The sequence below is a fragment of the Flavobacterium sp. GNP011 genome (genome assembly GCF_056428925.1).
In genome coordinates, this window is the sequence record NZ_JBWJVJ010000017.1 from 1 (window position 1) to 26,206 (window position 26,206).

Annotated in this window: 20 protein-coding genes, 1 tRNA gene and 1 pseudogene; 12 read left to right on the top strand and 10 right to left on the bottom strand. The window is 34.8% G+C overall.

What is annotated here, in order from left to right:
* Window positions 1-236 precede the first annotated feature (236 nt).
* A complete protein-coding gene (locus tag AC061E_RS13125) occupies window positions 237-896 on the bottom strand; it encodes a hypothetical protein (protein WP_478286650.1) in 660 nt (219 codons plus the stop codon).
* 326 nt (window positions 897-1,222) lie between these two features.
* Between AC061E_RS13125 and AC061E_RS13130 the strand changes: the two genes are divergently transcribed.
* Together AC061E_RS13130 and AC061E_RS13135 are read left to right on the top strand one after the other, a co-directional pair.
* Window positions 1,223-2,497, top strand: coding sequence for a Y-family DNA polymerase (locus tag AC061E_RS13130; protein ID WP_478286651.1), 1,275 nt, complete (start codon window positions 1,223-1,225; stop codon window positions 2,495-2,497).
* The gene (locus tag AC061E_RS13135; RefSeq protein WP_086455031.1) at window positions 2,488-2,928 is read left to right on the top strand and encodes a LexA family protein; all 441 of its coding nucleotides are present in this window, start codon (window positions 2,488-2,490) and stop codon (window positions 2,926-2,928) included. Before AC061E_RS13130 ends, AC061E_RS13135 begins: the two co-directional genes overlap by 10 nt.
* An 84-nt stretch (window positions 2,929-3,012) precedes the next feature.
* Here AC061E_RS13135 and AC061E_RS13140 read toward each other — a convergent pair whose 3' ends face one another.
* The 5 genes from AC061E_RS13140 to AC061E_RS13160 form a co-directional block, all read right to left on the bottom strand.
* Window positions 3,013-6,183, bottom strand: coding sequence for an efflux RND transporter permease subunit (locus tag AC061E_RS13140; protein ID WP_478286652.1), 3,171 nt, complete (start codon window positions 6,181-6,183; stop codon window positions 3,013-3,015).
* Window positions 6,184-6,225: 42 nt separating this feature from the next.
* Complete coding sequence (locus AC061E_RS13145; RefSeq protein WP_478286653.1) at window positions 6,226-7,293, bottom strand: efflux RND transporter periplasmic adaptor subunit; 1,068 nt, start codon at window positions 7,291-7,293, stop codon at window positions 6,226-6,228.
* 5 nt (window positions 7,294-7,298) lie between these two features.
* The gene (locus AC061E_RS13150; protein WP_478286654.1) at window positions 7,299-8,639 is read right to left on the bottom strand and encodes a TolC family protein; all 1,341 of its coding nucleotides are present in this window, start codon (window positions 8,637-8,639) and stop codon (window positions 7,299-7,301) included.
* Window position 8,640: 1 nt separating this feature from the next.
* Entirely contained in the window at window positions 8,641-9,237 is a 597-nt protein-coding gene (locus tag AC061E_RS13155; RefSeq protein ID WP_478286655.1) for a TetR/AcrR family transcriptional regulator, read from the bottom strand.
* Between the two features lie 62 nt (window positions 9,238-9,299).
* On the bottom strand, window positions 9,300-9,821 hold the full coding sequence (locus AC061E_RS13160) for a YceI family protein (protein WP_478286656.1): 522 nt from the start codon (window positions 9,819-9,821) through the stop codon (window positions 9,300-9,302).
* Between the two features lie 255 nt (window positions 9,822-10,076).
* Between AC061E_RS13160 and AC061E_RS13165 the strand changes: the two genes are divergently transcribed.
* Both AC061E_RS13165 and AC061E_RS13170 read left to right on the top strand, forming a co-directional pair.
* On the top strand, window positions 10,077-11,051 hold the full coding sequence (locus AC061E_RS13165) for a polyprenyl synthetase family protein (RefSeq protein WP_478286657.1): 975 nt from the start codon (window positions 10,077-10,079) through the stop codon (window positions 11,049-11,051).
* 116 nt (window positions 11,052-11,167) lie between these two features.
* Window positions 11,168-11,521 (top strand): hypothetical protein, encoded by a 354-nt coding sequence (locus AC061E_RS13170; protein WP_478286658.1) that lies wholly within the window; start codon window positions 11,168-11,170, stop codon window positions 11,519-11,521.
* A gap of 32 nt (window positions 11,522-11,553) precedes the next feature.
* On the opposite strand, the gene AC061E_RS13175 is transcribed toward AC061E_RS13170, so the two are convergent.
* Window positions 11,554-12,090, bottom strand: a complete 537-nt coding sequence (locus tag AC061E_RS13175; RefSeq protein ID WP_478286659.1) for a porin family protein — start codon at window positions 12,088-12,090, stop codon at window positions 11,554-11,556.
* 125 nt (window positions 12,091-12,215) lie between these two features.
* On the opposite strand from AC061E_RS13175, the gene AC061E_RS13180 reads away from it, so the two are divergent.
* Together AC061E_RS13180 and odhB are read left to right on the top strand one after the other, a co-directional pair.
* Window positions 12,216-14,987, top strand: coding sequence for a 2-oxoglutarate dehydrogenase E1 component (locus tag AC061E_RS13180; RefSeq protein WP_478286660.1), 2,772 nt, complete (start codon window positions 12,216-12,218; stop codon window positions 14,985-14,987).
* Between the two features lie 83 nt (window positions 14,988-15,070).
* Entirely contained in the window at window positions 15,071-16,306 is a 1,236-nt protein-coding gene (gene odhB, locus AC061E_RS13185) for a 2-oxoglutarate dehydrogenase complex dihydrolipoyllysine-residue succinyltransferase (protein ID WP_478286661.1), read from the top strand.
* Window positions 16,307-16,386: 80 nt separating this feature from the next.
* Here the strand turns inward: odhB and AC061E_RS13190 are convergent, their stop codons facing one another.
* Both AC061E_RS13190 and AC061E_RS13195 read right to left on the bottom strand, forming a co-directional pair.
* Window positions 16,387-17,895, bottom strand: a complete 1,509-nt coding sequence (locus AC061E_RS13190) for a T9SS type A sorting domain-containing protein (protein ID WP_478286662.1) — start codon at window positions 17,893-17,895, stop codon at window positions 16,387-16,389.
* A 55-nt stretch (window positions 17,896-17,950) separates the two neighbouring features.
* Window positions 17,951-18,391: a retropepsin-like aspartic protease gene (locus AC061E_RS13195; RefSeq protein WP_478286663.1), complete on the bottom strand. Its 441-nt coding sequence runs from the start codon at window positions 18,389-18,391 to the stop codon at window positions 17,951-17,953.
* Window positions 18,392-18,534: 143 nt separating this feature from the next.
* Here AC061E_RS13195 and AC061E_RS13200 point away from each other — a divergent pair, with 143 nt between their 5' ends.
* The 5 genes from AC061E_RS13200 (at window position 18,535) to AC061E_RS13220 (ending at window position 23,804) form a co-directional block, all read left to right on the top strand.
* Window positions 18,535-19,302, top strand: coding sequence for a TatD family hydrolase (locus AC061E_RS13200; RefSeq protein WP_478286705.1), 768 nt, complete (start codon window positions 18,535-18,537; stop codon window positions 19,300-19,302).
* Window positions 19,303-19,367: 65 nt separating this feature from the next.
* On the top strand, window positions 19,368-20,504 hold the full coding sequence (locus tag AC061E_RS13205; protein ID WP_478286664.1) for a 1-acyl-sn-glycerol-3-phosphate acyltransferase: 1,137 nt from the start codon (window positions 19,368-19,370) through the stop codon (window positions 20,502-20,504).
* A complete protein-coding gene (locus AC061E_RS13210; RefSeq protein WP_478286665.1) occupies window positions 20,491-21,522 on the top strand; it encodes an asparaginase in 1,032 nt (343 codons plus the stop codon). The genes AC061E_RS13205 and AC061E_RS13210 overlap by 14 nt, the downstream gene beginning before the upstream one ends.
* A gap of 55 nt (window positions 21,523-21,577) precedes the next feature.
* Window positions 21,578-21,664: transfer RNA gene (locus AC061E_RS13215), tRNA-Ser, on the top strand.
* Between the two features lie 397 nt (window positions 21,665-22,061).
* Complete coding sequence (locus AC061E_RS13220) at window positions 22,062-23,804, top strand: alkaline phosphatase D family protein (RefSeq protein WP_478286666.1); 1,743 nt, start codon at window positions 22,062-22,064, stop codon at window positions 23,802-23,804.
* 131 nt (window positions 23,805-23,935) lie between these two features.
* On the opposite strand, the pseudogene AC061E_RS13225 reads toward AC061E_RS13220, so the two are convergent.
* Window positions 23,936-24,676, bottom strand: a pseudogene (locus AC061E_RS13225) (IS1595 family transposase).
* Window positions 24,677-25,090: 414 nt separating this feature from the next.
* Between AC061E_RS13225 and AC061E_RS13230 the strand changes: the two are divergent.
* Window positions 25,091-26,206 (top strand): alpha-xenorhabdolysin family binary toxin subunit A, encoded by a 1,116-nt coding sequence (locus AC061E_RS13230; protein WP_478286667.1) that lies wholly within the window; start codon window positions 25,091-25,093, stop codon window positions 26,204-26,206.

A 26,206-nucleotide genomic window follows, 5' to 3' on the forward strand; every position in this document is an offset into this window, starting at 1 on the left:
AGAATCACAGCTTGTAAACGATTGTGGATGTGAGCCAACGAACAAGTCAAACTGTACAGCGGAGCAACACCAAGCTAATAGAAGAAGCGAGTTTATTATTGTATCGATGCAATAAATGTTTTCAAAATAATAAAGATCAAAAAAGGCTATCCATATATTTAGATAGCCTTTTTTGATGGTTGAAAAATTATAAAAAACCATAGGATAATTTCTCCTATGGTTTTAGTTTATAAGTTCTAATTCTTTCTATTGATTACTATAGGAGCATTGTTAGATTTTTGATCTTCAATTTTATTTTTTGAATTAGTAGATCTGTAATAATAAGAATCCTCATCAGAAGTGTCTTGATTGTTTCCATAGCCTACAGAGTTTGAATTTTGCTCATAATAGTATGATTTTCCTCCTTTTACGGTACCTATCATATCTATGACCTGTCCTCTGCGATTGTAGATGATTTCTAATCCGCCCACACGCTCTAGAGCAAATCTATTGTAAGTCATGTAAACAGATCCTATTCGCTTCACTCGGTCATTAGCATCGTAATTGATAAATACATTACCTACTTGTCTCACACGACCTAGATTATCATGCTCAATTCTCACTCCATAATTGATAGGACGATTTCTGTTAGGTGTTCCATACGTTCTATTGACTCTACTGTTTGAGTTTGCTTTGTAATACATTTCACCGCGAGTTGTTGGTCTGGTATTAAAATCCAGTTGACCATCAGGAAATACATAAAAGGCAATGCCTCTTTCTATGAATTCTACAGGTTCGTCATTGTCAAAAAGAGAAGACGATTTTATAATTTCAGAGAAATCTTTTTTCTCTGTTGCGTTGGCAACACTACCTCCAAATACGAAGATACTAGCAAATAAAAGGGTAATTTTTTTCATGATACTTCTATTTTGAATTTTGCCTACTCTTGAGCTTTTCGGCTTTCGCTTTAACTGTTTAGTTGAATAGGGATATTCAAGTAGTGTGCCAAAAAAAACTAGCTGAGATATAGAATTAGTATTTTAAATGCTACTGTTGTAGTTTTTATGTATTGTAAAATACAGTATATCAATAGTGTGTAAAATTAATTTTAGGCCAAAAATATTTTTAAAAGAGTCGTTATTTTTAATTTTTTAAGAGAAGACAATCAAACTACTTATCAACAGTGCTTAAAATTAACTTCTGTTAGGAACACGCTTCAACTGATATTGAGTAATTTTGTAGCATGTATGCACTAGTAGATTGTAACAATTTTTATGCCTCATGCGAACGTGTTTTTCAGCCGAAATTCAATGGAAAACCTGTTGCAATCTTGTCTAATAATGACGGTTGTGTCATTTCACGTAGTAATGAAGCGAAGGCGGTAGGAATAGGAATGGGAGCGCCCGCTTTTCAAATAAAAGAAATTGTAAAACAGTATGATGTGCAATTATTTTCGTCAAATTATGCATTATATGGTGATTTGAGTAGCCGAGTAATGAAGATTTTAGAGCAGTTTACACCAAATTTAGAGATTTATAGTATTGATGAAGCTTTTTTAAACTTTGACGGATTGTCAATCAAGGACTATCACCAGTATGGGATTCAAATGAAGAACCGAGTACACAAATGGGTGGGTATTCCGGTTTGCATTGGCTTTGCCGAAACCAAAGCATTATCAAAAGTAGCCAATAAAATTGCTAAAAAATTCCAAGATAGAACGAAAGGTGTTTACGTTATTGACAGCGAAGAGAAACGAGTAAAAGCGCTTAAATGGACTAAGATTGAAGATGTTTGGGGCATAGGACATCGACTGAATAAGAAAATGAAAACTAGAAATATAGCAACCGCTCTTGACTTTACCGCACCACAACATGAGGCTTGGATAAAGAAAGAAATGGGTGTACTGGGAATGCGTTTAAAGTATGAACTAGAAGGTAAATCAGTATTAGACCTAGAGCCTATTGCTACCCATAAAAAGAGTATTGCTACTACCAGAAGTTTTCCTAAACAAATTGCGGAGTTTGATTTATTACGAGAGCGTGTAGCGACTTTTGCGGCGCAATGTGCCGAGAAATTACGCAAGCAAAAATCATGTTGTCACACCATAATAGTCATGCTAGTTGTAGACAAACACAGCATACAAACATCTAAATATTATTTTAATTGCGCCGTAACATTGCCTTATGGGTCTAATTCTACATTGACCATTGCCAATGCTGCGATAGCCTTACTTAAAAAACTTCATGCGGGAAATGAGCATTTAAAATTTAAAAAAGCAGGTGTAATTGTTACTGAACTTATTGATGAAAATAAAAAACAGTTTGATCTTTTTGAGGAAGAAAATCCCAAACACTTGCAACTAATGAAAGTAATTGATGGGTTGAATGCTAAAATAGGCGACAAGAAAATAAAACTAGCATCGCAGAATTTAAGTTTGACCTGGAATATGAAACAAAACCATTTGTCACCTAGATACACCACCAGTTTTAAAGATATACTTGAAATAAAATGCCAGTAAACAAAACATCTAAACTTACTTTTTACTTTCCTGATTTTGAAAGTGAATTGCGCATTCCTTTTATAAACGAAGGGGTTTCAGCAGGATTTCCATCGCCAGCCGCTGATTTTATGGAAATGAGTATTGATTTGAACAAACAATTGAGTGAAAACCCACTAGCTACTTTTTATATTAAGGTCAAAGGAAACTCTATGATTGATGCAGGTATTGATGACAAGGATGTACTTGTTGTTGACCGAAGCTTAGAGCCACAAAATAATAAAATAGCCATTTGTTTTATTGATGGAGAGTTCACCGTAAAGCGAATGAAGGTAGAAAAAGATTGTTTGTATCTCATGCCAGAAAACCCAAATTATCCACCCATAAAAGTCACCGAGGAAAACGAACTCATCATTTGGGGGATTGTTACCTATGTGATTAAAAAGCTGTAGTTACGATACATTTTTAACTTTTTGATATAAAAAAACGACCTGCATCTATAAAGAGCAGGTCGTTTGTTATAATGTGGGAAGGTATTAATGTTTTGGAGTAACTCCGTCCTCATTTAATTCTCTGTGTTCGTAATCGGCAACCATTTCGGCTTCGTAATCTACTTTTTCACCTTTAGAAACTCTGTTTATGATTTTCTCCATAATTTGATAAATTACAGGAACTACTACTAAAGTTAAGAATAAAGACGATATTAATCCACCAATAATTACCCAAGCCAAACCGTTTTTCCATTCGGCTCCAGCTCCTGATGCTAATGCAATAGGGAACATACCAAAAACCATGGCAATTGTGGTCATCAAAATAGGACGTAGCCTAGCATGGTTGGCTTGAATTAAAGCCGTTCTTACCGTTTCACCAGCTTTACGTCTTTGATTGGTGTAATCTACCAACATGATCGCATTTTTACAAACCAGACCAATAAGCATGATGATACCCAAAATGGTAAATATGTTCAACGTATTATTGGTCAAAGCCAAAGCTAACATCGCTCCAATAAACGAAAGTGGTATGGCAAACAATACTACAAATGGATGCACAAAACTGTCGTATAACGAAACCATTACTAGGTAAACCAAAATAATAGCCGCTAATAATGCAATTCCTAGCGTTCCAAATCCTTCGGACTGGTTTTCTTGATCACCACCCCAAATGTAGTTTACCCCAACAGGTTTTTTAAGCTTGTCAATTTTTTCTTGCCATTGCGAAACAATAGTTCCAGAGGCAACCCCTACGTTTTGACCTTTTACCGTTACCGATGCTGATTTGTCTCTACGTTCTAATTCACTTGGTCCAGAACCTTCCGTTACGGTAGCAAATTGATTCAATTTTATTTGTTGCCCCATATCGTTTATGAAGATCAAGTTGCTCACATCGGCAATACTTTTTCTGTCAAAAGCGTTGTATTTGATGTTGATGTCGTACTCGTATTCACCCGCTCTAAAGCGTCCGTCGGTATTTCCGCTGAATGCTGTTTGCATCGTAATACCTACTGTTTGTAAACTCAAACCAAGAGCAGCCATTTTATCTCTATCTACTTTTACGTTTACTTCTGGATTTCCGTCTTCTACAGACAATTCAATTTCGGTTGCTCCAGGAATAGTACGCAATTCTTTTTCGGCTGCTTTTGCAAATTGCATAGCGCTTTCTACATTTGGACCAGTAACAATTAATCCAAGCGTAGCGTCCTCAGCAGTACCTAAAATACCCACGGGAACTGTTTTTACTTTGGCACCCACTAGTATTTTCTCTAGTTTACGTTTTGTTTTGGCCGCATACACATTAGCCGGTTCATCACGCTTGTCTAGACCTACCATTTTCACGTTGATCTCTGATTTGTATGCAGTGGCTTGAGAAGCTCCAAGACCTTCACTCGTTTGACCAATAGTTGTAATCTGACTAAAAACATACTCTTCTTTAGCCAAGAAATCTTCGGCTTTTTGAGTCATGAAATTGGTTTGTTCCAAGGAAGCATCTTTTGGCATTTCTATTTGAACCAAGAACTCACCACTATCTGATGCAGCAAAGAATTCACCACCAATAAATCCACCGCCAAATAAACTTATCATCGATCCAAAAAAGATAACTAAAACGATTATCAGTGTTTTGAAATAATGATCCAAACACCATTCTAACAATCTTGAAACCCAATTTGTAAAACGAGTTAAATAGCTTTCAAACCCAAGAATAACTCTACCGAAAAGGTTTTTGCCAGTGATGTGTTCTAATTTTCCGTATCTGGAAGACAACCACGGAATGATTGTAAATGAGGCAACTAATGACAATAAAGTTGAGATAATTACCGTAACACAAAATTGTGTGATAATGTTTGAAACTAATCCCGTACTCATGGCAATAGGTAAAAATACCACCACAATTACTAAGGTGATTGATACAACGGTTCCACCAATTTCGGCAGTACCATCATAAGCAGCTCTTACTTTGTTCTTGCCCATTTCCATGTGCCTATAAATATTCTCGAGTACCACAATGGCATCATCGACCAGAATACCTACAACAAGAGACAATCCTAATAAACTCATTAAGTTTAAGGTATACCCCATTAAGTAAATACCAATAAATGTAGCAATTAAGGATGCCGGAATAGATACCATTACAATTAATGAGTTTCTAATACTGTGCAAGAAAAACAACATTACAAGTGCCACAAGAAGTACCGCAATAAGCAAATCATGTACCACTGCATCAGCCGCTTCAAGAGTAAAAATAGTACTGTCTTTGGCTACCTCAAGTTGCAGACCTACTGGTTTATAATCTGTTTCTAAGAGTGCTAATGTTTTAACTAATTCTTCACTTACAGCAACCGCATTTGCATCCGATTGTTTGATAATTTGCAGTATGATAGCACTTTTTCTATTTACACGTGCTACTTTTTCCGTAATCTTTTGGGCATCTTGTACATCAGCAATATCGCTAAGACGTACTTGGATACCATTTCTAGAAGAAACAATTAGGTTTCTTAATTCGTCAACATTTTTATATTTTCCGGCTAAACGAATTAATATTTTCTGTTCGCGAGTTTGAATGTTTCCGGTAGGGAAATCTAAATTTGAAGACAAAATATTCTGTTGTACCTGAGGAATAGAAAGTCCGTAGGCTTGCATTTTTACGGCATCAAGATTTACCTGAATTTCACGTTCTTGTCCGCCAATAATGTTTACTTGTGCTACACCTTCAACACGTGAAATAACTGGAGCTAATTTTTTGTCAATAAGATCGTAAAAAGCTACTTCGTCCATTTTCCCATTGGCACCAATGGTCATAATTGGTAAATCACTCAAAGAGAATTTAGATAACGATGGGGTCTCTACATCATCTGGAAGATCTCCTAGAATTGCATTTATTTTACGTTGTGCATCGTTCATCGAAACATTAACATCGGCTGATGAAGTCAGGGTAATAGAGACTGTAGATAAACTTTCGTAAGACTTAGAATCAATTTTTTTGATGTTTTCAAGAGATGCAATCGCATCCTCAATTTTTTTGGTAACCGTATTTTCTACTTCACTAGGTGATGCACCTGGATAAATAGTGGCAACGGTAATTACATTCGTTTCAAATTTCGGGATCAATTCATACCCCAAATTGCTGTAACTGAACAGTCCTCCAAGGGTAAGTATTGTAAATAATACAATAACTAACGACGGACGTTTTATGGATATTTCTGCTAATTTCATACGTTTTTTTCTTTATGGCTTTAAGACTTTCGACTTTAAGACTTATTTAATAACCTCCACTTTGCTTCCGTCTTGCAAATTGATTTGTCCGGTTACAATTACTTGCTCGCCATCTTCAAGGCCGTTTAAGATCTCTACTTTATCACCTAGAATTCTACCAGCAGTAACTGTTTTTAACTTGGCAGTTCCGTTTTCAATTACAAATATTTGGTTACTACTCACACTACCTACAAAAGCATTTCTTGGAACAATTTTCAAAGCTTGTTTTTGCTGGTTAGATGCAAAAGCAGCCGTACCATACATTCCTGCTTTTAGGTCTTTGTTGGCATTGTTTGTAATTTCTATTTCTACAGGGAAGTTTAAAGTTTCATCTGCTTTTGCTGCAATGAAAGTTATTTTTCCTGAAAAAGTTTTGTCTGGATATACACTAGCAACAACTGTAGTAGCATTTCCTACTCTTAATCCAGCTACTTGACTTTCATTTACGTTAACTTTCAGTTTTAACTTTGACACGTTTACGATATCAAATAATTGTGTTGCAGGCATTCCTGTAATGATAGAACCTACTTCAATGTGTTTTTTATTGATGAAACCGCTTATCGGTGCCTTAATTCTAGTATCACCTACATTGATGTTGGCTTGTGTCAGTTGCGACTTAGCATTAACCATTTGTAATTTGGCTTGGTCTAATTGTTGTTTAGTCACACCACCTGTTTTAAAGGCATTTTCAAATCGGTTATAATCAGCCACTGCGTTTTGATAAATAGCGTTTGCGTTTTGAGCACTTACATTCACCACATCACTACGTACAATAGCAAGAGTTTGTCCTACGCTCACGTAATCACCTTCTTTAGCTAGTATTTTAGTTATTTTGCCTGACTTTTCTGCTGAGAATTTTAATTCTTGAACCGGTTCAAAATTTCCGTTAGAAACAAAGTCAAGAGATACATCTTCTGTTTTAACAACATCTGTACGTACAGATACTGTTGCATTTTTCTCAGCCACTACCGCAGTTTTAGCCTCGTTCTCTTTTTTGTTATTGGTAAGTATGTAAGCAATAATCCCTAAAGAGGCAGCAATTACGACTACAGTTATGATAATTTTTTTCATTTTGATTATTTATTGGTTAATGTTTTTAGTTCTCCTTTTGCTTTTATTAATTGTATTTCGGCTAATTTGTAATCTAATAGGGCTGATGTATAATTGTTTTGGGCAACAACAAGTTCGCTTTCTGCTTCAAGTAGATCCGTTAATGATGCTAGGCCTTGAGTGTAGTTGTTGTTGGTGTTAGTCAAAACCTCTTGCGCTAGTTTTGCGTTTTCTTTTTGATTGTTGATCGATACAATACTATTCTCGATTTGAGTTTTTGCATTGCTGTATTCTAAATCCAATGCCAATTTAGTTTCCTCCAAGTCTACTTTTATTGAAGCAAGTTTGTTACTAGCTTGGCTTACTCTTGCTTTTGTTCCAAATCCAGAAAAGATTGGGATGTGTAAATTTAGTCCTACTGAAGCAAAATCAGACCAGTATACGCCATCTGATGGTTTTTTGAACCAAGGCATCTCGGGTCCTTGACCAATGAAGTTATAACCTCCAGTAAGTGATAAACTTGGGTAATAGGCTGCTTCAATAGATTTTTTTTGGTACTCCAGTAATTGCTCATTCTTTTTAAGCAATAAATATTCGGTTCTTGTTGTTGTATCTGGAGCCAGTGAAAGTGCATTAGGAGTTATTTCGAATTCTTTTTCTGGAATAGAAATACGAGTATCCATTGGCAAACCCATGAAAAATTTCAATGCATTTTCTTGTAGCGTAACTGCGTTAAGGGTTTGCTGGCGTAAAGTATTTATATTTGATATACGAACTAGGGTTCTGTCTAAATCAATTTTTTTGGCCAGTCCATTATCGTATTGTCCTTGAATAATGTCTTTAACTTTTTTAGTGTTTTTAAGATTGTTATCCAGTACAGTTAAGTTTTGACGCGTTACATAAACTTGGTAGTAACCATTGGCTACGCGCTCTATGACTTGCTCTTCCGTTAATTTTGCGTTTATTTGGTAGAATTCACGAGTTGATTTTGCCGCTTTCAAACCTATAAAAACAGCTTGATCATACAAGGCTTGATTAAGTGATATACCTGCTGTTGAATTCCATTTTTGACCAAATGCCGCTTGAATTGTAGTTCCTGGTGCACCAAAACCTGCTCCGTCAATTACGGTAGTCTGTAAAATAGGGTTGTAGTTTAAGCTTCCATTTGCTGCAATTTGAGGCAAGGCTCTTGAACGCACTTCTTGAATTTCGTATTCCCCTCTTTCTACTTGTAATCTTGCTTTTTTCGCATCGGCTTTATTCTCCAGTGCGTACGAGATAGCATCTTTTAAGGTAAGGCTTTTTAGTTCTTGTGCATGAATGCTTAAGGAAAGCAGCACGGTCATTAGTATAATTGTTTTTCTCATTTTATAAGCTTGATTTGATTAAATTTTTCTCTAATTCTAGTATGCCCTTGTCTGTTGCCATGGCTCTTGTGTGGTATTCTAACGCTTCCATTTCAAGTGCAAAGGCTTCCCGTTCTGACCTGATATTTTCGTTAATTGAAAAAATTAACATGTAATAAAACTTAACGTATGCATCAACATTTAGATTGTCACGGTATAAACCTTGAGCTATTCCTTTTTCAATGTTTTTCCTAAAACAGGACTCGCACATTTCTACTTGATCGGATAACACTTTTTGATACACCTCAGGGTAGTGCTTTTTTAATTGATACACCGGTGAAGTGTCAGTTGACTTAAACATGTTTTCAAACATCCGTCTGATTTCAAAATTCTCTTCAATGGCATTAAAATCTTGTGAGGTTATAGTGTTTATAATTGTGTTTACTTCTATATGAATTACTTGAACGCTCTCTTCTATAAGTAATTCTTTATTAGCAAAATACTTGTAAATTGTTTTTTTTGAAATGCACATTTCTCCGGCAATATCATCCATAGTGATACTTTTGAAACCGAGTTTCAAAAACATTTCCTTAGCTTTTGATATAATTTTTTCCTTCATTTTTTTAACTTTTTGTATTGCGCCATTCGCATTGGGATTCATTTTCCCGTTTTTTTTATTTTTTAAACTGTGAATTCGAAGTTTGCAATTAATTTTAACTCTTGGTTGTTATAGGCTACTCCATAAGAACTAAATGGGTTTTCAGAAATATTGAAATCTTTTCTGTTTATTTTGCCAGTAATTTCAAAAGCTGCTTTCTTATGACCATTGTTGGCATTAAATCCTATAAACTCGGCGTCAAGTTCTACCGCTTTTGTAACATTTTGTATAGTTAAATTTCCTTTTAAGAAATTGATATTGTTTGTTACTTTTTCAAATGATGTTGATTGAAAACGGATCATTGGGTATTGATTAACATCAAATAAATCATTCATATTTTGATGTTTTTTCACCTGATGTAGTGGTTTATTTTTATTGTTTACATCAAGTAAAAAAGCTATTGATGCATCTTCAATAGTGTTATTTTCAATGTCAATATAGCCGTCAAATGTATTGGTTCCTCCAGCCAGATAGGCTATAACATTGTGTTTCATTTTTATTAAAACATCTGACTGCGCTCCGTCAAGTCTCCAAGTTGTTTTCATGAGGTGGTACTTTAATTATGTGTAATCTATAGAAATGATTTATTCTAAATTAACTTTTGTGGTAGCTAATTTTCGTTGCAAATATAGACAGGAAACTTTGAATACCAAATAAGTTTCCTTAGTATTTACATTTATTTAACATTTGAGGAACTTTAACATTGGCGGAATTTTCAAGTTTTTTGAGTTTCTTTGTATTCAAAAGTTTTGTAATCAAGGCAAAAACAAACTTTAAATTTCTTAAAATAAAAAACAACAATGCACAATATCGTTCAATATCAAGAGTTCCTTTCTGCTTATTTACAATCTCAATATGAAACCAAAGAGCCTAAAAACTTATATGAGCCTATACATTATATTTTAGATCTTGGAGGTAAAAGAATGCGTCCGGTGCTTACTTTGATGAGTGCTGAGATTTTTGATGCTGATTATAAAAAAGCACTTCCAGCAGCTTTAGCAGTGGAGGTTTTTCATAATTTTTCATTGGTTCATGATGATATTATGGATGATGCTCCTTTGAGAAGAGGTCATGAAACGGTGCATGAAAAATGGAATATCAATACGGGAATCTTATCTGGTGATGCAATGTTAATTCTTGCCTATCAGTATTTTGAGCAATACGAGCCGTTGATTTTTAGAGATTTAGCCAAGTTATTTAGCAAAACAGCTCTTGAAGTTTGCGAAGGGCAACAATGGGATGTTGATTTTGAAGATCGCACAGATGTTACAATTCCAGAATATTTAAAAATGATTCAGTATAAAACAGCTGTTTTAGTGGCAGCAGCCATGAAAATGGGTGCTATTATTGCTGAAACTTCAGTTGAAAATGCAAATTTAATTTATGATTTTGGTCTCAATCTTGGTTTAGCTTTTCAGTTGCAGGATGACTTTTTAGACGCTTTTGGTAACCCGGAAACCTTTGGAAAACAAGTAGGTGGAGATATTATTGAGAACAAGAAAACCTATTTGTATCTTAAAGCAGTTGCATTTTCAAATGATGAAGAAGCGCAGGAATTGAAAAGTTTATTTTCGATTCAGCCTGAAGATAATACCGATAAAATTGAACGCGTTAAGGCCCTTTTTAATAGTTCTGGTGCGTCTAAAGCTACTCAGGATGCGATACAAGAATTTACGTTTAAGGCGTTTCAAACTCTTGATAAAATGAACATCAATATTGAGAAAAAGGAAATGCTGAAAGCTTTTGGTGAAAACCTGATGGGTAGAAAGGTTTAAAAAACCAACGTAAATAGCGAATCAAAATTTAAAAAATACTTTTGAAAAATTGACTTTAAGTTTGGTTGACTAGGATTAATACTGATTTTAAAATTGACATTGAAATTTTTAAATATATGTTTGTAGCCCCTAAAAACACCGATTTACTACTTTCTGAAGCAGAAGGAGATAGTTTGTATTTAAAGTTAATTGAACAAATTAATAAGGATTTCAATTTAGCGAATGAAGCGGTTGATTTTCCTTTGAGTATTTCTCCTAATGAATTGAAGCTGCAATTGCATGAAAAAATCTACCGGCTCATTCAATATAAATTCGCTGAATACCTCAATTTACTTTATATCATTGATGTCTCCGAAGATGAAATTAAAAAACTAGATGGATCTGATTTGGTAATCCTAGCAGAACAAGTTGCTTTCTTAATTCTAAAAAGAGAATGGCAAAAAGTATGGTTTAAAAACAAATACAAATAAGCTTTCGAAGCAGCTGTTTTAGCAAATTCAAACTAAAAATACAACCTCACAAAAGGTGTGAAACGGCTTCCATAAATATTGTTTTCATCGCCTAGCACATTATACCGAACTCCAATAGTTGCAAATCCAGAGCGATAACCCGCTCCCAAGAATAGACCCGTGTTCCAGAAACTTTGAGAATTGCTGTTAGATCCGTCTAAATTAACGTTTACTCTGAGTTGTTCTAATTCTGCCGATAATTGAATTTGCGGTAATGGATTTAAAAGTCCAATAACACTCCCACCATACAAGTGTGAGGCAAAATTGTTTTGTTGTTTTAAGTATTTATACTGCAAGCCAAATCCTACAGATCCATATTCATTTACATTATAAATGGCGCTGGGTGCCAAAGAAATATCTGTATACCCAGACCCAAAACCAAGACCTATTCCGCCGCCAAATTGTACTTTATCCCAAAATTGTTGCTCTTTTGGAGTAGATGTATTGTCTTGCTGTGCCTTCACCTCATTTAAAAAAAACAAGGCAAATAATACAAAAAGGTTTCTAAAACGATTGAAAAAACATTTCATGGCTATAAGTTTTTAGTTTTTTAACAATATTCAATGTAAAAGTATCTTAAAATAAATTATAAATTTATTGTATTATCGTACTTTTGCCAAACTATTTTAACAAAAAAGTATATTCACTACATATTATGGATAGGTTTTCATTTTTAAACGCAGCACATACCGAATTTTTTGCACAGTTATACGATCAATATTTAGAGAATCCAGATAGCGTGGAGCCAAGTTGGAGAAGTTTTTTTCAAGGTTTTGACTTTGGAATGACAACTTACAATGAGGAAAATCCAGTAGCACAGTTGGCAAATTTTGCCTCGACAAATACTGATGTAAGTTTAGTTTCGGATAAACTACAAAAAGAATTTAATGTTCTTAAACTGATAGATGGATACCGCACCAGAGGTCACTTGTTTACAAAAACAAATCCAGTAAGAGAAAGACGTACTGCATCGCCTACACTTGATATTACTAATTTTGGCTTGTCAGTTGCAGATTTAAATACTGTTTTTGATGCTGCAAAAGCAATCAATATTCAGCCGTGTACGCTTCAAGAAATTGTAACACACTTAGATACTATTTACTGCCAGCACATAGGTATTGAGTATATGTACATTCGTAAACCTGAAGTGGTAGAGTGGATCCAGAAAAAACTAGGGGTTAATGATAATCAACCTAAGTTTTCTGCAGAGGAGAAAAAAGTAATTTTAAATAAATTAAATCAAGCTGTTTCTTTTGAAAACTTTTTGCACACAAAATATGTGGGGCAAAAACGTTTTTCACTTGAGGGTGGAGAATCAGTTATACCAGCACTTGATGCGCTTATCGAGAGAGCAGCAGAGAAAGGTGTTGAGCAGTTTGTAATGGGAATGGCTCACCGAGGTAGATTGAATGTCTTGGCTAATATTTTTGGAAAATCTACTCAAGATATCTTTAGTGAATTTGACGGTAAGGATTATGAACAAGAGTATTTTGATGGAGATGTTAAATACCATTTAGGTTTAACTGCTGATAAAGTTACCAGATCAGGGAAAAAAATAAATATCAATTTAGCTCCAAATCCTTCTCACTTAGAGACTGTAGGAGCAGTTATTGAAGGAATTACGCGTGCCAAACAAGATAAATATTTTCCAGAAGATTTCTCTAAAGTACTGCCTATTGCTGTTCACGGTGATGCAGCCATTGCAGGACAAGGAATTTTATATGAAATTGTTCAAATGGCACAACTGGACGGATACAAAACAGGCGGAACCATTCATATTGTTATTAACAATCAAGTAGGTTTTACCACAAATTATCTTGATGCCCGTTCTTCTACGTATTGTACCGATGTAGCAAAGGTTACACTCTCACCAGTATTGCATGTAAATGCTGATGATGCTGAGTCTGTTGTGCATGCTATGCAGTTTGCATTAGATTTCCGTATGCAGTTTGGGTGTGATGTATTCATTGATTTATTAGGATATAGAAAATACGGACACAATGAAGGTGACGAACCTCGTTTTACACAACCCGTTTTATATAAAATTATTGCAAAGCACAGAAATCCTAGAGATTTATACGCTGAAAAATTACTATCAGAAGGAGTTATTACTGCTGATTTAGTAAAAACATTAGAAAAAGAATACAAAGACGATCTGGATCAAAACTTAGAAGCTTCTCGTAAAAAAGATTTAACAATTATCACTCCCTTCATGCAAAACGAATGGGATGGTTTTAAGCAGGTGTCAAATGATGTGATGCTCGAAAAAGTGGATACAAAGGTTGATAAAACAACTTTAGACTCTATTATTACAACGGTATCAAGTTTGCCAACAGATAAAAAATTCCTTAACAAAATCACAAAAATTGTTACTGATAGAAAAACAGTTTATGATAACAATACCATTGACTGGGGAACTGCAGAGACTCTTGCATATGGATCATTATTGACAGAGGGTTATGATATTCGAATTTCAGGGCAAGACGTTGAGCGAGGTACTTTTTCACACCGTCATGCAGTAGTAAAAGTGGAGGATTCAGAGGAAGAAGTAATTTTATTGGATCACATCCAAAACAAAAAAGGAAACTTCCGTATTTTTAATTCCTTCCTTTCGGAATACGGGGTACTTGGTTTTGATTACGGGTATGCACTAGCAAATCCTAATGCACTTACCATCTGGGAAGCACAATTTGGGGATTTCTCCAATGGAGCTCAAATCATGATTGACCAATACATTTCATGTGGCGAAGACAAGTGGAACAACCAGAACGGTATTGTTTTATTGTTGCCTCATGGGTATGAAGGGCAAGGGGCAGAGCACTCATCGGCAAGAATGGAACGTTATTTACAACTTTGCGCACGTCACAACATGTATGTAGCTGATTGTACTACGCCAGCTAACTTTTTTCACTTGTTGAGAAGACAAATGAAAACCAATTTCCGTAAGCCGCTAGTTGTGTTTTCACCAAAAAGTTTATTGCGTGATCCAAGATGTGTTTCTACAGTTGAGGAATTAGCCAATGGAGAATTTCAAGAAACGATAGATGACGCTACAGTAAACAAAGCAGAAGTTAAAACCCTAGTATTCTGTACGGGTAAATTTTACTATGATATTGTAGCCGAAAGAACCAACAACGGTCGTAATGATGTTGCAGTAGTTCGTGTGGAGCAATTGTTCCCATTACCGGTTGAACAATTGAAAGCGATAATTGCGCAGTATCCTAATGCAGATGATTATGTTTGGGCACAAGAAGAACCTAAGAACATGGGAGCTTATAGTTATATGTTGATGAACTTTGATTTGGTAAAATGGAGATTAGCATCTCTAAAAGCTTATGCGGCACCAGCAGCAGGAAGTTACACCAGAGCAAAAAGACGTCACGCTGATGCAATTAGAATGGTATTTGACAAAAATTTATTTAGATAAAAAATAGTTTAAAGTTTAAGGTTTAAAGCTACTCTTGGGTGACTTTGAACTTTAAACAATTCACACCTTAAACAATAACAAAGATGATTTTAGAAATGAAAGTCCCTTCGCCAGGGGAATCTATAAAAGAAGTTGAAATTGCAACTTGGTTAGTAAAAGATGGAGATTATGTAGAAAAAGACCAAGCAATTGCTGAGGTTGATTCAGATAAAGCAACACTTGAATTACCAGCTGAAGCAAGCGGAATCATTACATTAAAAGCTGAAGAAGGTGATGCTGTTGCAGTAGGAGCCGTAGTTTGCTTGATAGACACTAGTGTAGCTAAACCATCAGGTGATGCACCAGCGGCTGCAGTTGATCCCGAGACTTCGGGACCAAAAGCAGTTGTAGAAACTGTAGCTCCAAAAGCGGAACCAGTGGTACAAACACCACCATCAGCAGCTGAAGGACATGCATCTCCAGCAGCAAGAAAAATATTAGACGAAAAAAATATAGCGCCAACTACTGTCTCTGGTACAGGTAAAGGCGGAAGAATTACAAAAGAAGATGCTGTAAATGCAGTGCCATCAATGGGAACTCCTACTGGAGGATCTCGTGGTACAGAGCGTACGAAGTTATCTATGTTGCGTCGTAAGGTAGCAGAAAGATTAGTTGCTGCTAAAAACGAAACAGCCATGTTGACTACTTTTAATGAAGTAAACATGACGCCAATCAACTTGATTCGTAATGAATATAAAGACGCTTTCAAAGCTAAACATGGTGGGGTAGGATTAGGTTACATGTCGTTTTTTACAAAAGCAGTAACAAGAGCATTACAGTTATATCCAGATGTTAACTCTATGATGGATGGGGATTACAAAGTAGCTTACGATTTCTGTGATATTTCTATTGCTGTATCTGGACCAAAAGGTCTTATGGTTCCTGTGGTTCGTAATGCTGAAAACTTAACTTTCCGTGGTGTTGAGGCTGAGATTAAACGTTTGGCTTTAAGAGCACGTGACGGTCAAATTAAAGTAGATGATATGACTGGTGGAACGTTCACAATTACTAACGGTGGTGTGTTTGGTTCTATGTTGTCAACTCCAATCATCAATCCTCCACAATCAGGAATTTTAGGAATGCACAACATAATTGAACGTCCTATTGCTGTAAACGGTAAAGTGGAAATTCACCCAATGATGTATGTGGCACTTTCTTATGACCACAGAATTATTGATGGTCGTGAGTCTGTAGGTTTCTTAGTAGCAGTAAAAGAAGCTTTAGAAAACCCAATGGAATTATTGATGGATAACAATCCTAAAAAAGCTTTGGAATTGTAATCAGAAAGAATATAATTTTTCGAAATAAAAAAACCCGACCTGTACTCAACAAGTCGGGTTTTTTGATGGTTTATATTTACTTAGTTTTTTATAATTTTTACTGTTTTTTTAACTCCATCTGATGTTACTTTTAAAAAATAAATACCTGCAGAGAAATTAGATAAATCAATTTCAGCACTCAAACTATTTGGCTTCTGGTTTAAAATTATTTCTCCTTTGATTGAAATAAATTTTACTTCATCAATAACAGTATCATTTGAAATTGAAATAACGTTTTTCACGGGATTTGGATAATAAGAAAAGTTTTTGAATGCCAATTCATCTATGCCCAACGTGCTAGATTTTACAGTTACCGCTAGTCTTTGCACACTTTCAATTCCGTTTATCGTTTGTGATGCATAATACGTGGTTCCATCCACAATAACAGTGGTTAATGGCAAAGGAACTTGGCTTGTTTTATTTGTTTTTCCAGCCAATGGATTCTGATTCAAATACCATTTAATATTTTGACCTTCAACGACAAGATCGGCCAATGTTTGACCGGCCTTGAATTCTATGGTCAATTTGGGTTGTCCATTTATCAGCGGAGATGGCGTATTTACAACAATTGGATTTTGGGTTATACATCCATTATTATCTCTTGTAGTAACTACGTAATTTCCTGGAACTAGATTATTAAAGGTGTTATTAACTTGGAAAACCTGTCCATTATCTACTGAATATGAATAAGGAGATACCCCGCCTGATGCATTTACTATTACAGATTGATTGCTGATCACAGTTGTGGCTGTTAAAGCAAGAGGTTCGGTTATGGTTGCTGTTGCAGTAGCCAGGCAATTGCTAGAATCTGTTACGGTGATAATATGTGTTCCAGCTGGTAAGCCTGTAAATATAGTACTGGCTTGGCTAGGTCCGTTATTTAATGAATACTTGTAAGGTAAAGTACCTCCTGCTGTAATGACGGTAATAGAGCCATCCGCATTACCACTACAATTTACGGATGTACTAGCAGCGGTAATTACAAGAGGTGGTAGTTGATTAATAGTTATAACCATATTAAAAATATTCAAGCAGCCAAGGGCATCTTTTACGTCGAAAGAGTAGCTACCAGGAAGTAAGTTATCAAAAACATTATTTGGTGTAAATGAACTTCCGTTTTTAGAATAGGTGTATGGAGCAGTGCCTCCTATCGCAGTAACGGTTACAGAGCCATTGTTTATGCAATCTATTTGTTTAATGATCGCAGTAGGAATAATAGTGGAGTTTACTATCAAATTAAAATAATTTGTAGTAATGTTTCCAAGGTTATTAATTCTTGCATAAATAGTTTGCGATGTCACGCCATTAGCTGGAGTAGCAGTAATGGTAAAATTAGTAGGGTTAGAGATTGTATTGGCACCACTTAAGGCATCTGCGGCTGTAAGATGATACGTTACTGTAGTTTGAGTAGGGTTTAAATTCCCAACCAGTAAAGAGTAGTTTTGTGTTAAATTAAAAATTTTAGTGCCTGCGCAATTGGTCAAATTAGCAACTTGAGCGTAAAAACTCAATGACGTGAATAAAAAAAAGGAAAGTAAAATTTTCTTCATAGTTGAGTAGGTATTAGGCGTATAAAAAAAACAGTTATCGAATTTTTTAGGTACATTACTTTAACAAATATAAGCAATTGTTAAAGTAGTCAATGATTCCTTTTCCTTTCATCAAGATATCAGCACCTATTATTCCGTGAACGGGTTTAGCTTTGTGGACCAATAAAGCCGTGTTTACGTGTGATAAATCAAAAATTACGAGATTGAAATGGTTGTCTTTCCAAGTGCCTAATTGAAGTTTGTTTTTTAATGCCAGTTGGGTTTCCATGCCTGTGGCACCAGCACCAGAGGCTTTAGTCTCTGAGTTCTTAGGTTGTAATTGAAATACTTCTATGCTTTCAAAACCTATGCAGCTGTTTGAGGCGCCAGTATCTAAAATAAAATTCCCTTTTATCCCGTTAATTTTAGCTTTTATCAACAAGTGCTGCGTTTTCATAATCTTGAATGGGATTTTCTTGTAGTTTACTTTCTTGAGAATTTTATCTAAATTTTTCATAGTTTCTGTTGGGATTTTGAATGTTTATTTTGCGATAAAAAGTCGTTAAAATTAACATCTTGATAGTTTATAGGTATGGGAAACTACGTCTAATAATCGTAATTTTGCATCTCAAACCTGAAAAAATACACTTGGAAACAAATATAGTCATCACTGACACACATACACACCTTTATGCCGAAGATTTTGATCAAGATAGAGACCAAATGATTCAACGAGCCATTGATGCTGGTGTTTCGCGTTTTTTTATTCCTGCGATAGATTCTACTTGTACGCAATCTATGTATGATTTAGAACAGAATTACCCGGATCATATTTTTTTAATGATGGGATTGCATCCTACTTATGTTAAAGAAAATTATGAGCAAGAATTACAACATGTTGCAGACGAGCTCTCAAAGCGAAAGTTTTATGCTATTGGTGAAATAGGGATTGATTTGTATTGGGATAAAACTCATTTGCTACAGCAGCAAATTGCTTTTAGAAAACAAATACAACTTGCAAAAGAGTACAAACTCCCTATTGTGATTCATTGTCGCGAAGCTTTTGACGAAATATTCGAAATTTTAGAACAAGAAAAATCTTTCGAATTATTTGGTATTTTTCATTGTTTTTCGGGAACCTATGAGCAAGCGCTTCAAGCTATTTCATACAACATGAAACTAGGAATTGGCGGTGTAGCTACTTTCAAGAACGGTAAAATAGATCAGTTTTTAAATCAAATAAACCTTGAGCATATTGTTCTAGAAACCGATTCTCCTTATTTAGCACCCGTGCCGTATAGAGGAAAAAGGAATGAGAGCAGTTATATTGTAAGCGTTGTAGAAAAGTTATCTCAACTTTATGGCCTTTCGACGCATGAAATTGCTACGATAACTACCGCAAATTCAAAAGCTGTTTTTGGGATTTAAACTAGATTTTACCTTATTTTAATATTTTTTTTGTTCATTTGCCCACACAAAAATTGAGAACCAAAATGCAGAAATTTGACGCTATTAGGCCCTTTTATGATTCGGAAATAAATGAAGCACTTCATGATGTGGTAAATCACCCTATGATGAAGGCATTGATGAATTTTACATTTCCAGATGTGGCAGATGAGGTATGGAAAGAGCAACTGAAAAAAACGCATTCTATTCGTGATTTTCAATGTAATTTTATATATCAATCTGTACAAAGAGTGCTAGAGAAAAGCTCTGACGGCATCACAACTTCGGGATTTGAAAACTTAGAGGCTAATACTTCTTACATGTTTATTTCAAACCATAGGGATATATTATTAGATACAACCTTGTTGAATACAGCTTTGTTTGAACATGGTTTAGTAATGACAGCATCGGCAATAGGTGATAATTTAGTTAAAAAATCATTTTTAAAAACATTAGCAAAACTCAACAGGAATTTCTTAGTCCAAAGGGGTTTAACGCCAAGGGAAATGTTGCAAAGCTCTAAATTATTATCTGAGTTTATGGGTAATTTACTTTTGCATGAAAATCGTTCGGTGTGGATTGCACAACGCGAAGGAAGAACAAAAGATGGTAATGACGAGACAAATCCAGGTGTTTTAAAAATGATTGGAATGGCATCTGATGAGAAAAATGTGATGGACTATTTTAAGAAAATAAAAATAGTTCCTGTTTCTATTTCTTATGAATATGACCCTACTGATGCCTTAAAAATGCCTCAATTAATGGCCGAAGCTAATAATGAAGTGTATGTAAAGGAGAAAAATGAAGATTTCATGACTATCCTTAGCGGTGCTTTAGGTCAAAAGAAACGAATTCATATTCATGTAGGCACTGTTTTGGATACTGAGATTGATCGTGTAAAAGCGGATAACGATAATTCAAATAAACAAGTCACAGCACTGGCGCAAGAAATTGACGATACGATATTGAGTAATTACAAATTGTGGCCTACTAATTTTATAGCGTATGATATTGTTCATAAAACAGAACGATACGCCCATTTGTATAGTGAAAACGAAAAATCATTGTTTGAACGCCGATTAGAAATGCGTATAGATCATGATAATCCTGTGGCACTAGATGGATTTTTAGCCATGTATGCTAATCCTGTTGTCAATAAATTAAAATACCATGACATTGTATAAAGCTAAAATACTTTTAATTTATACCGGCGGAACCATTGGTATGCGCAAAGATTTTGAGACGGGAGCACTCAAAGCCTTTAATTTTAGTAAGTTATTGCAAAATATCCCAGAGCTAAAACAATTAGATTGTGATATTGAAACGGTTTCATTTGAGGTGCCAATTGACTCCTCTAATATGAATCCAGCAGAATGGTCAAAAATGGCAACCCTAATTGAGCAAAATTACAGCACCTATGACGGTTTTGTAGTACTTCATGGATCAGATACCATGTCATACTCTGCATCGGCATTGAGTTTCATGCTCGAAAATTTAGATAAACCAGTTATTTTTACGGGTTCTCAATTGCCAATAGGTGATTTACGAACTGATGCCAAAGAGAATTTAATTACTGCCATACAAATAGCTTCGTTACCAGATCAAAACGGACCTTTGATACAAGAAGTTTGCCTTTATTTTGAGTACAAGTTGTACAGAGGAAACCGCACCACAAAGATAAATGCCGAACATTTTAAAGCTTTTACCTCTCCTAATTATCCTGAGCTGGTAGAGTCTGGTGTGCATTTAAAAATTAATCCAGAAATGTTTTTGCCAAAAAGTGCCAATAAAACGTTTCAAGTTCATAAGAAATTAGATAATAATGTTGCTATCATAAAAATGTTTCCGGGTATTAGTGAAGCTGTGTTAGCAGCTATTTTTGATATCCCAAACTTAAAAGGAATTGTTCTAGAAACCTATGGATCAGGAAACGCACCTACCGAAGACTGGTTTCTTGATTTATTACAAAAAGCAATAAAAGCAGGATTGCATATTGTGAATGTAACGCAGTGTTCTGGCGGAAGTGTAAGTATGGGACATTATGAAACCAGCACAGGAATGAAAGAAATAGGAGTGATTTCAGGGAAAGACATCACCACCGAGGCTGCAATTACAAAACTCATGTATGTATTAGGTCAAAATATTGCTAACAAGGATTTTAAAGATTTTTTTGAAACTCCATTGCGTGGCGAAATGATTTAAAGTAAGATTTTGCTTTTCTAAGTCAGTTTTTTTTAAGTTATTTGCAATCCCCAATAGAGAGGTGTCCGAGTGGTTGAAGGAGCTAGCCTGGAAAGCTAGTATATGGGTAACTGTATCGAGGGTTCGAATCCCTTCCTCTCTGCAAAAAAAAATGCTTTCCACAAGGAGAGCATTTTTTGTTTTAAAGCTCATATAACTTAAATGGGTTGCATTTCAAGGCTATCTTAAGCTAGTGCAAACGCTACGATTTAACTTGTAATTTGATTAGTTTAGAATATCCAAAAGGAATTTCATTAGAGAATTTAGCTTGTAAGAACTGAGAATATTTATAAGCAATTTTATGAAAATCAGATCAAGTTTAAAGAGAATACGAATTCATTTATTTGGACGCCTTTTTCTTAAAAGATGTTTTGAATTAATTTATATTTTGTTAATGTTGGTAACATTAGCGTCAACTATTGGTAATATATTGTTAAAGATTAGTAAATACTATGCTTGCATAGCATTGGTGTATTTGTTAAAATTTACAAAACTACACCATGAAATCCAATTTTAGCCGTCGTGCTTTTCTTAAAAACTCTTTGTTGTTTTCAGGAGGAGTTTTATTAGCTCCCAATTTTATTAGTTGTTCTAAAGATAATGAACCAATCAATCAAGCACCATCTGATTTAAAACTATCTAATTTTAATGAAGGGGTTGCCAGTTTTGATCCAACAGCTACCAGCATTATTCTTTGGACTCGATACACGGCCAGTAAAAGTGGAAGCGTTAATTTATCTTGGGAAATCAGTACTGATGCTAAATTTAGTCAAGTTTTAAGACAAGGAAAGGTAGTAACAGATGAAACTCGAGATTTTACAATAGCTGTTGATGTGCAAGGATTGCCTTCGAATAAATCTTTTTATTATAGATTTTATAACGTGATGACCAAAGAAGTTTCGGTAATAGGGGAAACGATTACTTTGCCTTCCTCATCTGATACTATTTCGCAGGTAAGAATGGCAGTTTGTTCCTGTGCTAATTTTGCGGCTGGACTTTTTAATGTTTACGAAGCTATGGCAAAATCAGATGTTGATGTAATTGTGCATTTAGGGGATTATATTTATGAATATGGTGCTGGTGAATATGGTACAAATCAATATACAAGTAGTTTAGGTAGAACGCATGTTCCTGCTAAAGAAATTATTACTTTAGATGATTATAGAGCACGTTATAAGCAATACAGAAAAGATGAAAAGTTAAAATTAGCACATCAAAAGAAACCTTTTATTGCAGTTTGGGATGATCATGAAATCACTAATGATACTTATAAAGATGGAGCGCAAAATCATCAACCAAATGAAGGAGACTTCTCAGCAAGAAAATTAGCAGCTCTAAAAGCTTACAGCGAGTATATTCCGCTTAAAACAGGAAATGATAGCCGAATATATAGAGATTTCCATTTTGGAAATTTACTCTCTTTGTATATGCTAGATACTCGTGTTATTGCGCGAGATAAGCAATTAGAATATGCTACTTACTTTTCTTCTAATGGTTCTTTTAATGCAACTGCTTTTCAAACTGATTTGTTAAATCCAAGTAGGCAGCTTTTAGGTGCAGAACAACTAGGCTGGTTGGGGTCTAAAATTGCATCGAGTACTTCAAAATGGCAGGTACTTGGTCAACAGGTTTTAATGACTAAAATGATGCTTCCGTCAGAACTTTTAATGCTAATGGCTCAAATTAATGGCGAAATTGATGCGCTGGGAAGCGCACAACCAGCTACTTTGCAAGCGTTTCAAGCATCAGTAGGAGGTTTAGTGACCATAAAATCAAGAATATTAGCGAATGATCCTACCGTAAGTGCAGCTGATAAATTGCGATTGTCTACAGTTTTACCTTATAATTTAGATGCTTGGGATGGTTATCCGGTAGAAAGAGAAAAGTTATTTGCTCTTTTGAACGGAAAAAAGATGGTTACTTTAGCAGGAGATACGCACAATGCATGGCAAGGCGAATTAAAATCGTCATCAAATAAAGTGGTAGGTTTAGAACTAGCAACTTCATCTGTTACTTCACCAGGTTTAGAAACTTATTTGGGATTAGGTGGAACTCAATTAGCACAATTTGAACAAGCTTTAAATTCGTTAATTGATGATTTAGAATATTCTAATTTGTCAAAAAGAGGGTATTTGAAAGCTACCTTCTCTGCATCAGATGTAAAAGCGGAATGGTTTTTTGCAACTAGCGTTTTTGAGGAAGGTGCAACCGTAAATTTAGAAAAAACGATTACTAAGAGTTAAGAAGTTCTATTTTTCTCTTTCCTTTTAAGCCATAAATAATTTTTTAAATAAAATTGTTTATGGCTTTTTTTATTGAAGGCTATTTTTAATGATGTGTTTTGATTTTAATATTTTCTGATTATCATTTTTAATCATAACCCTGTAATACCTGCTATTACTTGCCTATTGAAGAGTTTTTTTCTAAAATATTTTTCTATGAAGCTTACAACTATACTCATTTATGCACAACGGTAAATTTTTTCCTTTTATTTTATGACGATTTCTAATAAAATTTCGTTTGCCGTTGCTAATTGCAATAGGAACCCAACGTAAAGTAGCTGTTGTTGTTTGCTTATCTAATTTTTTCAGTAATGTTTATTTCTACTTAACAAGAAATATACAAAGGATTTACTTTTGTCGAAGAAAAAACAGCATTTTTATCTGAAAAGATTCTTGAATTCTTGTTCTTTTTCAGGAGATTCAATTGTGAAATAGCTCTCATCAAATTCTATCATTCTTTTCAATATTTAATGAGAATCCTAATTTTCCATACCCTTTCGTAGATTATGAACTTAAGCCCAAACAATTTGTAATGTTTCAATCTAAGTTGATTTTGAATTTTTATAGTTAAAATCCTTTTTTGTTGTGGTCAATAAAAATATTGTTTTGTACCAAACCAAAAACGATAAATTAAAACTTTATATTATTGTTCCAAGTAGAAAGGAAAATACTTTTCTACATTTCTTGCATGCATAACTCCACCTACTTTTTACCCTGAAAAATTCTTTGCAATCATAATTGTATTCTAATCCAATTTTGTCTTTTTCCGTTTTGAAATTAATAAACAAGGAGAAAAGAAATTTGTAAAATTTGGTGTAGTTTTTTAAACATATTGGTTCATTCAAAAATCTCCATAAAACATTTGTTGGTCGAAGAGGATTTCGCATTAAAGAGTTCACAAAAAAATGTAAACTAAGTGGGGACAATTTTTTAGTTTTTAATATGGGCTAAAGCAAGAGCAACATTTTAAGAACTAAATGAGTAAAATATAATATTTGCAACAGGAGTAATTATTAACGCTCTTTTTGAAGCTGTTAAAGAATTTGTATTAAATACAAATGAACAAAAGATAGAGAATATCACATAGGGTTTAATAATTAGATAACAAAGCTTAATCATTTTTTAAAGAATATAAGTTCATTCTTAGAGCATTTTTTTGAATTTAAGTATAAATCCAAGTATAACTACGCATATAGATATTAATTGCTATGAGTAATTTAGCAACTCTAACTTTTAAAACTTACACCATGTTAACAGACACTCAAACCATCGATCTGGGACCTGGAGCTATTGCTCAGGCATCAGTAGCAGGAGGTCCTGCATTTATTCTTTCAGCAAGCGAATGGTTAGCCATTCAAACCTATGTCATCAATGGACTTGCTTTGCCTATTACCGAGCCAGCATTTAGAACATTACTAGGTTCAGGAGCACCTAGTGATTTGTCTGATTTTACGCCTTTAATTACTGCCTATGCTAATTTAAATACCCATGTTAAGGGTTGGCAAAATGATACTTTCCCTGAAAGTGTATCGCTGGCTTCGGATATTTATAACTATGCACAGCAGGCACCTACTTATTATAACCCGATCTTGCCACTAGCTCAGAAATTAAGCGTCAATCCTAATGATCAGCAGTCTAAAGATGCTTTGATTGCTATACTAGGGGTGTTGAAGGGTAGTGCAACAACGTATCATGATAAAGCCGAAAAAGTGGCTACAAAAATTCAACAATTTGCTAATGATACCCTAGCGGATAAAATCGTATTGAGTGGTACTGATGGAAAAGGAGGTTTGCAAAAAACGTACAATGATAAATACGGTGCTACTAGTACAGAGGTAACAGAATTAACTAAAGAGATTGCAGCCCAAAAAATTGTTTTGGATGCAGCTAATGCAGAGTATGATCATGATGTAATTGTGGCTGCTACCACACCTACTTATGCTTGGATAGTACCATTAGGGACTATTGCAGCAGCTGTTGTAGCAGGTGTTTATGGCGACAAAGCCGTAAAAGCTTTAGAAAGAGCCAAAGCAGCACAACAACAAATAAATACATTAAATGCAAAATTAGCTGCTGATGCTCAGTTGATGGTGAGCATCAATACAGCCGAATCAAGTATAAGCAATATCTTAGGGCCGTTGCAAGCGGCTTTGCCTGTGATTCAAAAAATTCAAGGAGTTTGGGGTGCTATTTCTGATGATTTGGGTAATATTATCAATACCATCAATCTGAATATTGAGCAAGCTTTGCCAATTATTATGAATCTAGGGGTGGAAACCGCTATCAACGAATGGACAGCTGTGGGTGGTCTGGCACAAGCCTACCGTTTGAATGCTTATGTAACTGTAACAGGTCAACAATAA

Coding starts and splice junctions, on each gene's coding strand:
- AC061E_RS13195 (WP_478286663.1), bottom strand. CDS start 18,391: ATGAAAAATTTAGATAAAATTCTCAAGAAAGTAAACTACAAGAAAATC.
- AC061E_RS13125 (WP_478286650.1), bottom strand. CDS start 896: ATGAAAAAAATTACCCTTTTATTTGCTAGTATCTTCGTATTTGGAGGT.
- AC061E_RS13190 (WP_478286662.1), bottom strand. CDS start 17,895: ATGAAGAAAATTTTACTTTCCTTTTTTTTATTCACGTCATTGAGTTTT.
- AC061E_RS13205 (WP_478286664.1), top strand. CDS start 19,368: ATGCAGAAATTTGACGCTATTAGGCCCTTTTATGATTCGGAAATAAAT.
- AC061E_RS13170 (WP_478286658.1), top strand. CDS start 11,168: ATGTTTGTAGCCCCTAAAAACACCGATTTACTACTTTCTGAAGCAGAA.
- AC061E_RS13130 (WP_478286651.1), top strand. CDS start 1,223: ATGTATGCACTAGTAGATTGTAACAATTTTTATGCCTCATGCGAACGT.
- AC061E_RS13175 (WP_478286659.1), bottom strand. CDS start 12,090: ATGAAATGTTTTTTCAATCGTTTTAGAAACCTTTTTGTATTATTTGCC.
- odhB (WP_478286661.1), top strand. CDS start 15,071: ATGATTTTAGAAATGAAAGTCCCTTCGCCAGGGGAATCTATAAAAGAA.
- AC061E_RS13160 (WP_478286656.1), bottom strand. CDS start 9,821: ATGAAAACAACTTGGAGACTTGACGGAGCGCAGTCAGATGTTTTAATA.
- AC061E_RS13155 (WP_478286655.1), bottom strand. CDS start 9,237: ATGAAGGAAAAAATTATATCAAAAGCTAAGGAAATGTTTTTGAAACTC.
- AC061E_RS13150 (WP_478286654.1), bottom strand. CDS start 8,639: ATGAGAAAAACAATTATACTAATGACCGTGCTGCTTTCCTTAAGCATT.
- AC061E_RS13180 (WP_478286660.1), top strand. CDS start 12,216: ATGGATAGGTTTTCATTTTTAAACGCAGCACATACCGAATTTTTTGCA.
- AC061E_RS13210 (WP_478286665.1), top strand. CDS start 20,491: ATGACATTGTATAAAGCTAAAATACTTTTAATTTATACCGGCGGAACC.
- AC061E_RS13220 (WP_478286666.1), top strand. CDS start 22,062: ATGAAATCCAATTTTAGCCGTCGTGCTTTTCTTAAAAACTCTTTGTTG.
- AC061E_RS13165 (WP_478286657.1), top strand. CDS start 10,077: ATGCACAATATCGTTCAATATCAAGAGTTCCTTTCTGCTTATTTACAA.
- AC061E_RS13145 (WP_478286653.1), bottom strand. CDS start 7,293: ATGAAAAAAATTATCATAACTGTAGTCGTAATTGCTGCCTCTTTAGGG.
- AC061E_RS13140 (WP_478286652.1), bottom strand. CDS start 6,183: ATGAAATTAGCAGAAATATCCATAAAACGTCCGTCGTTAGTTATTGTA.
- AC061E_RS13135 (WP_086455031.1), top strand. CDS start 2,488: ATGCCAGTAAACAAAACATCTAAACTTACTTTTTACTTTCCTGATTTT.
- AC061E_RS13230 (WP_478286667.1), top strand. CDS start 25,091: ATGTTAACAGACACTCAAACCATCGATCTGGGACCTGGAGCTATTGCT.